The sequence below is a fragment of the Streptomyces sp. HUAS MS02 genome (genome assembly GCF_055702265.1).
Genome location: NZ_CM146747.1, coordinates 8,582,752 through 8,598,031 on the forward strand (window position 1 = coordinate 8,582,752; position 15,280 = coordinate 8,598,031).

Genomic DNA, 15,280 nt, shown 5'->3' on the forward strand with positions numbered 1-15,280 from the left:
CGCCCGTCCACGCGTCTCGGCCCTCGGGCCCCACGTCATCCGCCGACGCGGTGCGTGCGTTCGCCCTCGGCTCGACGGGAATCCAGAAAGTTTCGGACGGCGAACCGAAATTTCTTCCGCGGCGAGTATTGACGATCCATCGTCAATCCCGCAGTCTCCCTGCCTGAGAAGCCGGTCGCAGTTCGAAATATCGAACCGGCTCTGAGCGATCTGTGCTGCTGTACGAAGAGCCGCGCGCAGCCGCACGACAGATCCGCGCACCACAGCACCTGCGCCACCCTGTCTTGTTCCGGTGAGGTTCGCCCAGCGCATTCCGGCTTTCGCGCAGTTGGAAAGGTGCGCGACGCCGCGTGGCGGTCCCCCGGCTGAGCCGCGATGGAGTGCCCCATGCCTGAAATCGTCCCGGTCCCATGACCGCGGTGTCCGGTGATTCCGGGCCGCCCAAGCTCGGGCCCGCCCCGTCCGTCTGCCGCGTGGGAGCGGGCGACGCATTCCCCTGCGCTTCAGTCCTTCCCTGATTTTCACCTTGGAGGCACAGTCATGAGTTCGTACGCCCTGCCCAGACCCGTTGTCCGACGGAAGATCCGCGGCCTGCTGTTGGCGCTGGTCGCCGGCGTCCTCGGTGCGACCGCCGCACTGGTCGCGCCGTCGACCGCGCACGCCGCCGAGAGCACACTGGGCGCCGCGGCGGCGCAGAGCGGGCGCTACTTCGGCACCGCCATCGCCTCGGGCAGGTTGGGCGACTCGGCGTACACGACCATCGCAAACCGTGAGTTCAACTCGGTGACGGCCGAGAACGAGATGAAGATCGACGCCACCGAACCCCAGCGGGGCCAGTTCAACTTCACCGCCGGCGACCGCGTCTACAACTGGGCGGTGCAGAACGGCAAGCAGGTGCGCGGCCACACCCTGGCCTGGCACTCGCAGCAGCCCGGCTGGATGCAGGCGCTCGAGGGCAGCAGCCTGCGCCAGGCGATGATCAACCACATCAACGGCGTGATGGGCCACTACAAGGGCAAGATCGTCCAGTGGGACGTCGTGAACGAGGCATTCGAGGACGGCAATTCGGGGGCCCGGCGCAACTCCAACCTTCAGCGCACCGGCAACGACTGGATCGAGGTCGCCTTCCGCACCGCGCGCGCCGCCGACCCGGCAGCCAAGCTCTGCTACAACGACTACAACGTCGAGAACTGGACCTGGGCCAAGACCCAGGCCATGTACGCCATGGTCAGGGACTTCAAGCAGCGCGGCGTGCCGATCGACTGCGTCGGCTTCCAGTCGCACTTCAACAACGGCAGCCCCTACAACAGCAACTTCCGCACCACCCTGCAGAACTTCGCCGCCCTCGGCGTCGACGTGGCCATCACCGAACTCGACATCCAGGGCGCCTCGGGCACGACCTACGCCAACGTGACCAACGACTGCCTGGCCGTGCCGCGCTGCCTCGGCATCACCGTCTGGGGCGTGCGCGACTCCGACTCCTGGCGACCGGAGCACACACCGCTGCTGTTCAACCGCGACGGCAGCAAGAAGCCCGCCTACACCTCCGTCCTCAACGCACTCAACGGCGGCTCCAACACGCCCGCTCCGGGTTCCGGTCAGGTCAAGGGCGTGGGCTCCGGCCGCTGCCTCGACGTGCCCGGCGCCTCCACCGCCGACGGCACCCAGCTCCAGCTCTGGGACTGCCACAGCGGCACCAACCAGCAGTGGGCGCCCAGCAGCTCCGGCGAACTGCGGGTCTACGGCAACAAGTGCCTGGACGCCGCCGGTACCGGCAACGGCACCAAGGTGCAGATCTACTCCTGCTGGGGCGGCGACAACCAGAAGTGGCGCCTGAACTCCGACGGGACCATCGTCGGCGTCCAGTCCGGGCTGTGTCTGGAGGCCGCCTCGGGCGGCACCGGCAACGGCACCCAGATCCAGCTCTACTCCTGCTCGAACGGCAGCAACCAGCGCTGGGCCCGCAGCTGATGGGGCCTTCCGCAGAGGAAAGGGAGAGTCGATGAAGACCCACGGTGCCGCCTCCGGCGCCCCTCCACGACAACACCGTTGGTGGTCCCGAGTCGCCGCCGTGGTGGCGGCCACCCTCGCGGTCGGCCTGCTCACCGCAGTGGACCCGCCGCCCGCCGCGGCGGCGACGGTGGACCCCAACGCCTGGTACGCCCTGGTCAACCGCAACAGCGGCAAGGCGCTGGACGTCTCCGGCACGTCCACCGCCGACGGCGCGCGGGTCAACCAGTGGACACGCAACGACACAGCCGCCAACCAGCAGTGGCAGTTCGTGGACTCCGGCGGCGGCTTCTACCGCATCAAGGCCCGGCATTCGGGCAAGGTCCTCGACGTGGCCGGTGCCTCGACCGCCGACGGTGCCGCGATCCAGCAGTGGAGCGACCACAACGGGACCAACCAGCAGTTCAGCCTCGCAGACTCCGACGCCGGCCATGTCCGGCTGATCAGCCGCAACAGCGGCAAGGCGGTCGAGGTGCAGGGCGCCTCCACCGCAGACGGCGGCAACGTCGTCCAGTACACCGACTGGGGCGGCGCCAACCAGCAATGGCAGATGGTCAAGCTGTCGTCCGGTGGCGGTGGCGGTGGCGGTGGCGGTGGCGGTGGCGGTGGCGGCGGCGGATGCGGCAGCGCCCCCACTCTGATGAGCGGTACACACACGATCCAGAGCGGCGGCAAGAGCCGCAGCTTCATCCTCAGGGTCCCCGCCAACTACGACAACAGCCGCCCCTACCGGCTGATCTTCGCGTTCCACTGGCGGGGCGGCACGGCCGCCGAGATCTCCTCGGGCGGCACGAGCGGGAGCGCCTGGTCCTACTACGGCCAACAGGAACAGTCGAACAACTCGGCGATCCTCGTCGCCCCCCAGGGCCTCGGCAACGGCTGGGCCAATTCCGGCGGTGAGGACATCACCTTCGTCGACGACATGATCCGGCGGATCGAGGGCGGCCTCTGTGTCAACCCGGCACAGCGCTTCGCCACGGGATTCAGCTGGGGCGGCGGCATGAGCTACGCACTCGCATGCAGCCGGGCGAACGTCTTCAGGGCTGTCGCGGTCATCTCCGGCGCCCAGATCAGCGGGTGCAGCGGCGGCACCCAGCCCATCGCCTACTTCGGGATCCACGGCATCAGCGACAACGTCCTCGGCATCGACCAAGGACGGTCCCTGCGCAACAAGTTCGTCAGCAACAACGGCTGCACCGCCCAGAACCCGCGCGAGCCCGCGCCGGGCAGCCGCACGCACATCACCACCACCTACTCCGGCTGCCGTGCCGGCTACCCCGTCCAGTGGGCCGCCTTCGACGGAGGCCACATCCCCGGCCCGGTCGACGGATCGTCCGGCGAAAGCGGCGTCACCACCTGGACCAAGGCCGAGATCTGGAGGTTCTTCGCACAGTTCCAGTGACCCGTCCGCGCCGTGGAGTGGAGCCGGAGACGACCTGGCTCCACTCCACGACCGTGCTGTCGTCCTGCCGTCTCCGGTCCGGAGCGAAGTGTGGACACATGGGGCTGAGGTCCTTAGCCTTGTCGGCGGACCATCCCGTCGATGTGACCCGACAGCGCGGTAGCCATCGACTTCTTCTGTTCCCGAGCTGTTGCCCCCGCTCGGCACAGTGGCCCGCTGATGCCCAACCGGCGGGCCGAAGCGGCGACATCCCGCTGCGGTATCGGCGCGACAGCGCGCGTCCCGAGCCTGGCAGCCACCTGTTCATGCACCTGTCCATGAAGGGGACTCGATTGTCATGTTCATGAGACTCAGGGCTGCGGCCGCGCGTTGGCCGGCCATCGGCTCGGCTCTGCTCCTGGTCGCGGCCGCTCTCGTCGGGGTCGTGTCCGGCGCGCCCCCGGCCTCGGCGCACCCGATCAACGGCGCCGACTTCCAACAGGTCCAACTGGCCCGCGGGGTCGCAGAGGTCGGCGAGCCGATGTCGCTGGCCGTACTCGCCGACCGGTCCGTGCTGCACACCGCCCGCAACGGGACCCTGCGCCGCACGGACGCGGCCGGCACCACGACGGTGATCGGCAACATCCCCGTGTACGCGCACGACGAGGACGGCCTTCAGGGCATCGGCATCGACCCGGGCTTCGCCACCAACCGGCACATCTACCTCTACTACGCCCCGCCGCTGTCCACACCGGGCGGCGACGCACCGACCACCGGCGGCAACTGGTCGACGTGGCAGGGTGTCAACCGGCTCTCCCGGTTCACGCTCAACGCCGACTTCACCCTCAACCAGTCCAGCAAGGTGGACATCCTCGACGTGGCTGCCGACCGGGGCATCTGCTGCCACGCCGGTGGAGACATCGACTTCGACGCGGCAGGCAACCTGTACCTGTCCACCGGCGACGACACCAACCCGTTCGAGTCCGCCGGATACTCCCCCCTCGACGAACGGACCAACCGCAACCCGGCCTTCGACGCGCAGCGCTCCGCCGCCAACACCAACGACCTGCGCGGCAAGATCCTGCGGATCAAGGTCAACCAGAACGGGTCGTACTCGATCCCGGCGGGCAATTTGTTCGCGCCCGGCACGGCCAGGACGCGGCCGGAGATCTACGCGATGGGCTTTCGCAACCCGTTCCGGATGAGCGTGGACAAGGCCACCGGCGTCGTCTACGTCGGCGACTACGGCCCCGACGCCGGCTCCACCTCGGCGCGCGGGCCGCAGGGCCAGGTCGAGTTCAACCGCGTCACGGGCCCGGGCAACTACGGCTGGCCCTACTGCACCGGCACGAACACGAACTCCGAGACGTACGCCGAGTGGGACTTCGCCGCCAACTCGGCGGGCGCGAAGTACAACTGCTCGGGCGGTCCGACGAACAACTCGCCCCGCAACACCGGCCTGAGCGTGCTGCCCGCAGCGAAGCCCGCCTGGATCCGGTACGGCGGCGATGCCGCCAGCCCGCCGGCGTTCGGCGGCGGCTCGGAGTCGCCGATGGCGGGCCCGGTGTACCGCTACGACCCCGCCGTCACCGCGCCCACGAAGTTCCCCCAGTCGTTCGACGGGCAGTTCTTCGCCACGGAGTTCGGCCGCGGCTGGATCAAGCCGATCCACCTCAACGCCGACGGCACCCCAGGGACCATCGACAGCTTCCCCTGGACCGGCAAGCAGGTGATCGACTCGGCGTTCGGACCGGACGGCTCCTACTACGTGCTGGACTACGGCTCCGGGTTCTACCAGGGCGACCAGTACTCCGCCCTGTACCGCTTCGACTACGTCGGCAGCGGCAACCGCGCGCCCACGGCGATGGCCGGCGCCAACCGGACCTCCGGCACGGCACCGCTGACCGTGACGTTCTCCTCGGCCGGCTCGTCCGACCCCGAGGGCGGGGCACTGACCTATGCCTGGAACTTCGGTGACGGCACCAGCTCCACCGCCGCCAACCCGACGAAGACGTACAGCACGAACGGCGAATACACGGCCACGCTGACCGTGCGCGACCCGCAAGGTGCCACCGGCACCGCCGACGTGCGGATCACGGTCGGCAACACCGCGCCGACCGTGACCATCAACAGCCCCGCCGCGGGGGAGATCTTCGCCTTCGGCGACACCGTGCCGTTCAGTGTCACCGTGACGGATCCGGAGGACGGCACGGTCGACTGCGCCAGGGTCAAGATGACGTACATCGTCGGTCACGACAGCCATGGCCACCCGATCACCTCGAAGACCGGTTGCTCCGGCACCATCACCATCCCGGTCGACGGTGAGCACGACGACGCGGCGAACATCTTCGGGGTCTTCGACGCCGAGTACACCGACGACGACGGGCTCACCACGCACACGCAGCACACCCTGCAACCGAAGCACCGGCAGGCCGAGCACTACAAGACATCGTCCGGCGTCACCACCTACGACAAGTCGCCCGCCGAGGGCGGCAAGTCCGTCGGCGACATCGAGAACGGCGACTGGATCGCGTTCGAGCCGTACAAGCTGAGCAACGCCACGTCGTTCAGCGCCCGGGTGGCGTCAGCCGGCGCGGGCGGCACCCTTCAGGTCCGGGCAGGCTCGCCCACCGGCACCGTCCTCGGCTCCGCCACCGTCCCGGTCACCGGCTCGTGGACGACCTTCACCACGGTCAACGGCTCGATCTCAGGGCCGCCGGCCGGCACCACGACGCTCTACCTGACCTTCGCCGGCGGCTCCGGATTCCTCTACGACGTCGACGCGTTCACCATCGAGACCGGCAACGGCCCGGCCCCCGGCGCGGGTCCGATCACCGGGCTCGCGGGCAAGTGTCTGGACGTGCGGAACGGCAGTTCGGCGGACGGGACCGCGGTGCAGATCTCGTCGTGCACGGGTTCGGCGGGGCAGCGGTGGACGGTGTCGCCGGGGTCGACGGTCAAGGCCTTGAACAAGTGCCTGGACGTCAGTGGCAACGGCACGGTGGACGGCACGAGCGTCGTGCTGTGGTCCTGCAACGGGGGCGCCAACCAGAACTGGCAGGCGAACGCGGACGGGTCACTGCGCAACCCGCAGTCGGGCAAGTGCCTGGACGTGACCGGTGCCAACTCGGCGGACGGCACCCTCGTGCACCTGTGGACCTGCAACGGCGGAGCCAACCAGAAATGGACCCTGCCGTGATCCCTGTCACCGAGAAGAGAGCGACGGACATGCGCAGAAAACCCCGATCCCTGCTCGGTGGGGCGGTCGCGACACTCGCCGCCCTGGCCCTCCTCGGGCAGCCCAGCCCCGTCCATGCCGCCGACACGGCCTACGACGTCCTCGTGTTCTCCAAGACCGCCGGGTTCCGGCACGACTCGATCCCGGCGGGGACCCAGGCCATCCGCGACCTGGGCGCGGCGAACAATTTCACCGTGACGGCGACGGAGGACGGCAACCAGTTCACCACCGCCAACCTGAGCCGCTACGAGGCGGTGATCTTCCTCAACACCACCGGCGACGTCCTGAACGACGCCCAGCAGTCGGCGTTCCAGTCGTACATCGGCGCGGGCGGCGGCTTCGTCGGCGTCCACTCGGCCGCGGACACGGAGTACAACTGGCCGTTCTACGGCGATCTGGTCGGCGCCTACTTCGCCTCGCACCCCGCGGTGCAGCAGGCCAACGTCAAGGTGGAGGGGCGGGCGCACGCGGCGACCGCCCACCTGCCGCAGACATGGACCCGCACCGACGAGTGGTACAACTTCCGGACCAACCCCCGTGCCACCGCGCGCGTGCTCACCACGCTGGACGAGTCGTCGTACTCGGGCGGCTCGATGGGCGCCGACCACCCGCACACCTGGTGCAAGACCTACTCGGGGGGCCGGTCCTTCTACACCGGCGGTGGGCACAGCCAGGCGTCGTACGCGGAGCCGGCGTTCCGGGCGCACCTGCTCGGCGGCATCCGGTACGCGGCAGGCCGGACCAAGGCCGACTGCCGGCCCGAGACCGGCTACACGGCCCTCTACAACGGCTCGACCACCGGCTGGTCGCAGGCCGGCCCCGGCGGCTTCACCAACTCGGACGCCACCCTCACCTCCTACGGCGGCATGGGCATGCTCTGGCACAGCGCTCGGCAGTTCACCAACTACTCGCTGAAGCTGGACTGGAAGATGCCCGGCGACGACAACTCCGGTGTGGTCGTGGGCTTCCCGCCGACGAGCGACCCGCAGTCGGCACTGGACAACGGCTACGAGGTCCAGATCGACGCCACCGACGCGCCCGACCGCACGACCGGCTCCATCTACGCCGTCAAGGGCCCGGACACGGCAGCCCGGGACGCGGCGCTCAACCCGCCGGGCGAGTGGAACACCTTCGAGTTGCTGGTGGAGGGTGAGCGGCTCCAGGTCTGGCTCAACGGCGTGAAGATCAATGACTTCACCAACACCGACCCCGCCCGCTCGCTCGCCGGCCACGTCGGCATCCAGAATCACGGCACGGGGGACGACGTGTCGTTCCGCAACGTCCGGATCAAGGAGCTGGGCGGCGGCCCGACACCCACCCCCGGCTCGGGTCCGATCGTGGGGGTCGCGGGCAAGTGTCTGGATGTCCGTGACGGTGGTTCGGCGGACGGTACGGCGGTGCAGATCTCGTCGTGCACGGGTTCGGCGAGGCAGCAGTGGACGGTGGCGCCGGGGTCGACGGTCAAGGCGTTGGGCAAGTGTCTGGACGTCAGCGGTGGCAGTACGGCGGACGGCGCGAGAGTGGTGCTGTGGTCCTGCAACGGTGGTACCAACCAGAACTGGCAGGCCAACGCGGACGGGTCGCTGCGCAACCCGCGGTCGGGCAAGTGTCTGGATGTGTCGGGCGCCGGCTCCGCGGACGGCACCCTCGTCCACCTGTGGTCCTGCCATGGCGGAGCCAACCAGAAATGGACCCTGCCCTGAGCTGACGCGGCACGCCAAGAGGGCCACCTCCCCCGGGGGAGGTGGCCCTCTCGTGTGTCTAGGCTCGCGCCCAGCGCTGGTTGGCGCCGTCGTGGCAGCTCCACACGACGACCGCGGAGCCGTTGGCGGTGCCCGCGCCGCTGACGTCCAGGCACAACCCGCTCTGGGCGTTGCGGACCGTGCCGTTGCTGTTGAGGGCCCACTGCTGGTTGGCGCCACCGCTGCAGTCCTGGATCTGGACCCGCGTGCCGGCGGCGGCGTCGGGCGGGACGTTCAGGCACTTGCCCAGCACCTGCAGCGCCTGACCGTTCTGGGTGAGCTGCTGGTTGGCGTTGCCGTGGCAGTCCCAGACGATCATCGGTGTGCCGTTGGCCGCGTTCGCGCCGTTGACGTCCAGGCACCGGCCCGAACCCTCGTTGCGCAGCCGGAACGTGGTCGGGTTCGGCGTGGGATCCGAGCCGTCGAGCTGCGTGAAGAAGTTCCACACCACCGCCCGGGTCCACGACCTCTCACCGGGTTCGTAGTCGCCGGCCGATCCGTCGACAGGACCGGGCGTATGACCCGCGTCGTACGCGGCCCACGCCACGGGGTAGCCGGCGCGGCACCCTGAATAGGTCGTGACGACGTGCGTGAGGCTGCCCCGTGCCGGCTCCGGCGGGTTCTGGGGAGTGCAGCCGTTGTTCCGTACGAACCTGTCACGCAGCGAACGTCCCGTGGCGATCGGGAGCACCGGGTCCCGCAAGCCGTGCAGTCCGATGTACGCGACCGGCTGGGTGCCGCCGTTGCACCCGCTCAACTGGCCGCCCGCGTAGACGGCGACCGCGCGGAACACGGTCGGCCGGGCGCACGCGAGGGCGAAACTCATGCCGCCGCCGTAACTGAAACCCCCGGCGAAGCGCTGGTTGGTGTCGACACACAGGCCCGCCTCGATCTGCCTGATCATGTCGTCCACGAAGGTCAGGTCCTCGCCGCCCGAGTTGGCCCAGCCATTACCGAGGCCCTGGGGCGCCACGAAGATCGCGCTGTCGTTCGAGAGTGCCCGCAGGCCGTAGTACGACCAGGAGTATCCGCTGGTGCCGCCGGAGTCGACGTCGCCCGCGGTGCCGCCGTTCCAGTGGAAACCGAAGACCAGGCGGTACGGGCGGTTGTTGTCGTAGGTGGCGGGCACCCGCAGGATGTAGTTCCGCGTCCTGCCGCTGCTCTGGATCGAGCGCGGACCACTCGACAGCGTGGGGGGCTTGCCGCATCCGGCGCTCGGGGCGACGGAGGGGGCCTCGGCCGCGGCGGCGGACGTCAGTCCGATGCCGCTGATGCCGGCCGCGGCGAGCAACAGGGCGATGGCCACGGCGATCGATGTGCGCCATCGGTGACGATTGTTGCCTTGTCGCATCACGTTTCTCCTTTTCATGGGACGCAGCGACTCAGCGGTAGCCGGCGGCGATGATGTTGGCCTGTACCGCGTTCTCGGTCGCGTCGGACGGGTATCCGGACACCATCGCGCCCTCGTAGAAGGTGCCGGCGCTGAGGTTCGCGCCGCCGCCGGGCTTGCAGCAGTCACCACCGCTGCCGAGGATGATGGCGCCCTGCTTCTTCATGGGGCTGTAGCCGGGTGGAAGCGCGCCGTCCCAGAGCGTGGTCAGGCTTCCGGTCTGGGCGTTGGCACCCTTGAGCGCGAAACGGCTCGTCCCGTTGTTCTTCAACATCGCCGTCACGAACTTGCTGGTGAAGGCCCGTTGGTTCGTGTTCCAGGTCTGGCTGCCACCGGAGTAGAGGCCCCATTCGAGGTCGGCCTGGACCCATGGGCCGTTGCCGGCGCACCCGCCGAACCAGCACTGGGTGCTGAAGTTGATCGCGTCCATCGCCCCGGCCGCGTCGGCCGCGCGGGTCGTCTCACTGTTGCCGTAGTCGAAGCAGCAGCCGCCGTTGACATGGGTGCCGCTGGTCACCATGTACATGCCTTCGGGCGCGCTGCCGGTCGGCACTCCGGTCAGGTGGCCGTCCCGCCAGTAGCTGTTGCCGGGGTTGATGTAGAGCGAGTAGGCCTTGTTGCCGCCGACCGCCAGCGACTCCGACGTCGCGGTCGCCGGGCGGCTCTGGCTGGAGCCGGGGACGACACTCGATCCCTGGTACCACAGGTCGTTCCCGCGACCGGACTGGTCGTAGACGACGGTGATGACACAGGTGGTCCCCGCGCAGAACGAGTCCTGCGCCGCCGCGTCGGCGGAGCCCCCCGAGCTGCGGACGCCGATGTTCCGGGTCGTGCTGTCGGACGAGCGCCGGACCTGGTAGAGGTTGCCGTTGTAGGTGCCGTAGAGCGCTCGTACGGTGCTGTGGGCGGCGATGCAGGGGGTGCCGCCCGAGGCGTAGATGTCGCACGTGCCCGCGCCGCCGGGCACCGGCGGGGTCGGCGAGTCCCACTGCTGGTTGGTGCCGCCGTTGCAGGACCAGAGGATGATCCTGGTGCCGTTGGCGGTGCCTGCGGCGTTGGCGTCGAGGCAGAGTCCGGAGTGGACGCCGGTGATGGTGCCGTTGGGGTTGACGTTCCACTGCTGGTTGTTCTGTCCGTTGCAGTCCCAGACGATGACCGGGGTGCCGTTGGTGGTGCCGCGTCCGCTGGCGTCGAGGCACTTGTTGCCGGGGACGGTCAGTTGTTTGCCGGTGGTGTGGGTCCAGGTCTGGCCGGCCGCGTCGGTGCAGTCCTGGAGTTGGGTCGGGGTGCCGTTGGCGGTGCCGGGGACGGTCAGACAGCGGCCGGACTGCGCACCCACGATGGTGGCGCTCTGCCCGGGCTCGATCGGCGCCGCCACCGCGGTGGCGCCGACGGCTACCAGCAGCAGGGCGGTGCCCAGCGCGGACAGACGTCCGTACCAGCGGGGCCGAGGTATGCGAAACACCATGGCGGTTCCTCACCTGGTCGTAGGAAGGGATGCCCGGCACGCGACCGCGCCGGGCATCCACCGGACGGGCTATACGGCGGTGAACCGCCACTGCTGGTTGGTGCCGCTGTGACAGGCCCACTGCAGGAGCCGTGCGCCGTCGGCCGTCGAGCCGCCGTTGACGTCGACGCACAGTCCACTCGGGACGCTCTTGATCGTGTACACGCCCGCCGTGGTCGACGGGGTGACGAGGAACTTCTGCGCATTGCCGTTGTCGCAGGTGGACTGCTGGAGGAACGCTCCCTGGGCGGTGGACCCGCCCGTGACGGCGAGGCACTTGTCGCTGTGCGCCGCCTTCAGGTGAACGGCGCCTCCACCGGCGTCGACGGCCTGCCACTTCTGGTTGTTGCCGCCGGTGGACGGCCACTGGACGACCTGGGCGCCGTCAGCGGTCGAGGCGCTGCTGACGTCCATGAACTTGCCGCTGTGCTGCGCCGCGACCGTCCAGGTCCGACCGGCGACGCCACCGCCGCCGCCGGGGCCCGGTTCGCCGACCCCGTTGCCGCCGAACGTGACCGAGTCGAGGTCGAACCAGTTGTTCGAGGTGCCCTTGAACACCAGGTAGAGCGGGTGCGAGCCGGAGAGATCGGCTGTGTTCACCGCCGACGTGGACTGGTAGGTGTTCCAGCCGCCGGTGCTGGGCACCGGTGTCGTCGCCAGGAGCGTGCCGGTCGGGGAGTCGGCGCGCAGTTCGATCGATCCGCCGCCGCTCGGCGACGACAGGCGGTACTTCACGCTCGTGATGCCCGACAGGCTCATCGGCTTGAACGCGACCCAGTCGCCGTCGGAGATGTCGCCGACCCGCTTGCCACTCTCCGCGCCGGCCTGCTCGACGACCTGCACACCCGACTGGTCCGTGTAGAACTCGGCCTGCTTGTGCTTGGGCTGGAGGATCACTTGGGCGTAGCCGGTGAGCGGGCTCGCACCGCCGGGGCCGCCGTCGTCGGTGTAGCGGGCGTTGAGGACGTAGTACAGGTTGGCGCCGTCGGGGTGTCCGCCCAGCAGCGTCGTGTCGATGGTGCCCGAGCACCCCGGATGGTCCGTGGTCTCGTGCTGGTGGTCGTCGTGGCCGAGGGCGGGGTTGACGAACACCTTGGCGCAGTCGACGGGCCCGCCACCGGGGTCCGAGACGGACACCCTGTAAGGGACGCGGTCGCCGAAGTCCAGCATGCCGCCGTTGGACGGAAGGGTGAGGGTGACGGTCGGTGCGGTGTTGCCCACGGTGATCGGCACGTTGGCGAAGGCCGTCCTGCCGGTGTTGTCGGTGACCTTGAGCTGGGCGGTGTAATTGCCGTTGGCGGTGTAGGTGTGTGACGGGTTGGCCGCCGTGGACGTGGTGCCGTCGCCGAACGTCCAGTGGTGGCTGAGCGTGTTACCCGGATCCGGGTCCGTGGACCCCGCGCTGCTGAACTGCACGTTCAGTGGCGCGTCCCCGTTGGTGGGCGTTCCGGTGGCCTTGGCGATCGGCGACCGTCCGCCGTGGTTGTAGTCGATGCGGTAGAGCCCGGAGTCGTTGTTGCCACCCGAGAAGTTGTTGCCCCATTCGAGCAGGTACAGCGAGCCGTCGGGCCCGAACTCCATGTCCATCGGCTTGAGGAACTTGGCGGCGGGCAGGAAGGGGTTGGTCCGGGTGACCGCGGTCGCGGAGTCGAAGTGGACCTCCTTGACGGTGTGGCGCGACCACTCGTAGAAGAAGTGGACCCCGTCGTAGTAGGGCGGGAACTTCGTCTCGGACGGGTTCGCGGCGTCGTAGCGGTAGACCGGACCGCCCATCGGCCCCGAGCCGCCGGAGCCGAGTTCGGGGAAGTTCGGTGAGACGCCGTAGCCGTACCACATGTTCGGCGCGACGATCGGCTTGAGGCTGGTCAGGCCGGTGTTGTTCGGCGAGTTGTTGACCGGCGCGTTGCAGTTGAACTTGGCGCCGACGACGCCGGTGCTCGGGTTGTACGGCGCGTAGGCCTGGTTGTCGCCATGGCAGAACGGCCAGCCGTAGTTGCCCGGGGACTTGATGACATTGAGCTCGACGAGCCCTTCGGGGCCGCGGTTGGTCGTGGGCGGGTTCCGGTCCGGGCCGTAGTCGGCGAGGTACACCCACCCGTTCTCCGGGTCGATCGAGAAGCGGAACGGGTTGCGGAAGCCCATCGCGTAGATCTCCGGCCGGGTCTGCGCCGTGCCCTGCGGGTAGAGGTTGCCGGCCGGGACGGTGTAGCCGCCGTCGGCCGACGGCCGGATGCGCAGGAGCTTGCCCCGCAGGTCGTTGGTGTTGCCGGCGGTGCGGGCGGCGTCGAGGTTGGCCTTGCCCTGCCGCCAGTCCAGCGGGGCGTAGCCCTGCCAGGCGGGGTCGAGGTTCGGTGGGACGTCGTCCCCGGTGCCGATGTAGAGGTTCTTGTCGGGGCCGAACTCGATGTACCCGCCCGTGTGTCCGGGCTCGGCGAACGTGCGGTCACGGGTCGCCGGGATGTCGATGATCGTCACCTGGCTCGACATGTTCAGGGTGTCGCCGGTGAGCGTGAACCGGGAGACCCGGTTGATGTCGTTCGGGACTCCGGCCGGCGAGTGATACAGGTACACATAGCCGTTGTCGGCGAAGTCGGGGTCGAGCGCCAGCCCGGTGAGGCCGTCCTCGCCACCGGTGTAGACGCTGAGCGTGGCGGCTGTCACCGTCCTGTTGGTGGTCGGTTTGAAGATCTTCAGCTGCCCGCCCCGCTGGACGTACAGCACCCGCCCGTCCGGGGCGACCGCGAGGGCCATCGGGTCCGCGGTGTTGTCGTCGAGGGTGCGCTTCTCGAAGTTGCTCCACACGGTGCCGCCGCAGTCGCCGGACTCGTTGCCGGCGGCCCACTTGACGCCCCCGAGGACGTGGTTGCGGAAATGGGTCTCGCTGTAGGCCGCGCTGGTGTGCCCCATGCCGGTGGCCCACACGCGGCCGCCGCCGGTGTTGCGGCACCAGGAGATGGGGTGGTCCGGCCCCATGGCGCGGGGGCCCGGGTTGTACGTGCGCTCGTCCGCGGTCACCAGGACGTGGACGTCGCCGCGGGGGTTGCGGTCGAAGTTGTACCACTCCTCGCTGCGGTTCCAGCGGTCCGGCAGGCCGGCCGTCGACGGGTGCTTCTTGTCCGCGACGACGGCGGTGCCGGACAGCACGCCGGGGGAGTGCTCCGGCATGTGCGCACCGCCGTTGATGGTCTGGTCCCACCACGGGTACTCGTTCTCGATGCCCATGTCCGTGGCGTTGTGAATCGCGACGATGCCCTTGCCGCCGGCGAGGTAGCCCTCCACCGCCTGCCGTTGGGCTGCCGTGGTCCACACCATTCCCGAGGTCTGGAACATGATGAGCACGTCGAAGGTGGCGAGATTCGCCGGGGTGAAAACGCTCGAGTCCTCGCTGTGGACCAACTCGAAGTTGTTGGCCGCGGCCTGCTCCCGGAACATCGTGAGGCCGGCCGGGATGGAATCGTGCCGGTAACCGGCCGTCTTCGTGAAGACCAGGGCGCGGAAGGCCGGCGCCGCTGACGCCGGTTGGGCGACGACGAGCGACAGGAGCACGCTCGCGATCGCCCCGAAGATTAATGTGATGCGACGCATGCCGTCTCCTATTCGGCGGAGCAACGATGGCATGACCACGGGCACGCGCCGGCCGCACCTCCGATGCGCCAGAGTGCAGAAGCGCGTCGGAGGCGCGCGTGTGCCGTCAGTTCGTCGTCCCGTCCGCCGTGACGGGCAGTCAAGTCCCTACGGAAGCAGGGGGAGTCACACCAGATGCGACCGTCTCCCGTGGTCTGCCGGTCAGCATGCAGCGGGGTTTCGCAATAGTCAATGAGAATCGGCTGCGGCTGATTCCATAACACATTTCGCGCATCATTCTTCGTGGTTCGCAGTCTTCATGGTCCGGTGCGCGACTGGCGGCGGGGCGATTCGATAACAGATTTTGGCGTATCAATCGCTCTCCACCGATCGCCGGTCCACACGAGGCAGTTGGCTCCCATGGTATTGCCAGGCGCTCATCGAGGCA

7 protein-coding genes are annotated in these 15,280 nt (G+C 69.0%); 4 read left to right on the forward strand and 3 right to left on the reverse strand.

Features of this window, described 5'->3' with window-relative positions; all coding sequences use genetic code 11:
- The first annotated feature begins 540 nt into the window (after positions 1 to 540).
- The 4 genes from ACZ9QC_RS37080 (at position 541) to ACZ9QC_RS37095 (ending at position 8,332) form a co-directional block, all read left to right on the forward strand.
- Positions 541 to 1,971, forward strand: a complete 1,431-nt coding sequence (locus ACZ9QC_RS37080) for an endo-1,4-beta-xylanase (protein WP_472917089.1) — start codon at positions 541 to 543, stop codon at positions 1,969 to 1,971.
- A 31-nt stretch (positions 1,972 to 2,002) separates the two neighbouring features.
- Positions 2,003 to 3,412, forward strand: coding sequence for an RICIN domain-containing protein (locus ACZ9QC_RS37085; RefSeq protein WP_472917090.1), 1,410 nt, complete (start codon positions 2,003 to 2,005; stop codon positions 3,410 to 3,412).
- Positions 3,413 to 3,755: 343 nt separating this feature from the next.
- Complete coding sequence (locus ACZ9QC_RS37090) at positions 3,756 to 6,590, forward strand: carbohydrate-binding protein (RefSeq protein WP_472917091.1); 2,835 nt, start codon at positions 3,756 to 3,758, stop codon at positions 6,588 to 6,590.
- Positions 6,591 to 6,619: 29 nt separating this feature from the next.
- Complete coding sequence (locus ACZ9QC_RS37095) at positions 6,620 to 8,332, forward strand: lectin (RefSeq protein WP_472917092.1); 1,713 nt, start codon at positions 6,620 to 6,622, stop codon at positions 8,330 to 8,332.
- A gap of 58 nt (positions 8,333 to 8,390) precedes the next feature.
- Here the strand turns inward: ACZ9QC_RS37095 and ACZ9QC_RS37100 are convergent, their stop codons facing one another.
- The 3 genes from ACZ9QC_RS37100 to ACZ9QC_RS37110 form a co-directional block, all read right to left on the reverse strand.
- Complete coding sequence (locus ACZ9QC_RS37100; RefSeq protein ID WP_472917093.1) at positions 8,391 to 9,722, reverse strand: ricin-type beta-trefoil lectin domain protein; 1,332 nt, start codon at positions 9,720 to 9,722, stop codon at positions 8,391 to 8,393.
- A 31-nt stretch (positions 9,723 to 9,753) separates the two neighbouring features.
- Complete coding sequence (locus ACZ9QC_RS37105; RefSeq protein WP_472917094.1) at positions 9,754 to 11,229, reverse strand: arabinofuranosidase catalytic domain-containing protein; 1,476 nt, start codon at positions 11,227 to 11,229, stop codon at positions 9,754 to 9,756.
- Positions 11,230 to 11,298: 69 nt separating this feature from the next.
- Positions 11,299 to 14,853 carry a ThuA domain-containing protein gene (locus ACZ9QC_RS37110; RefSeq protein WP_472917095.1) on the reverse strand — a complete coding sequence of 1,185 codons (3,555 nt, stop codon included), beginning with the start codon at positions 14,851 to 14,853 and terminating at the stop codon, positions 11,299 to 11,301.
- Between the last annotated feature and the right edge of the window lie 427 nt (positions 14,854 to 15,280).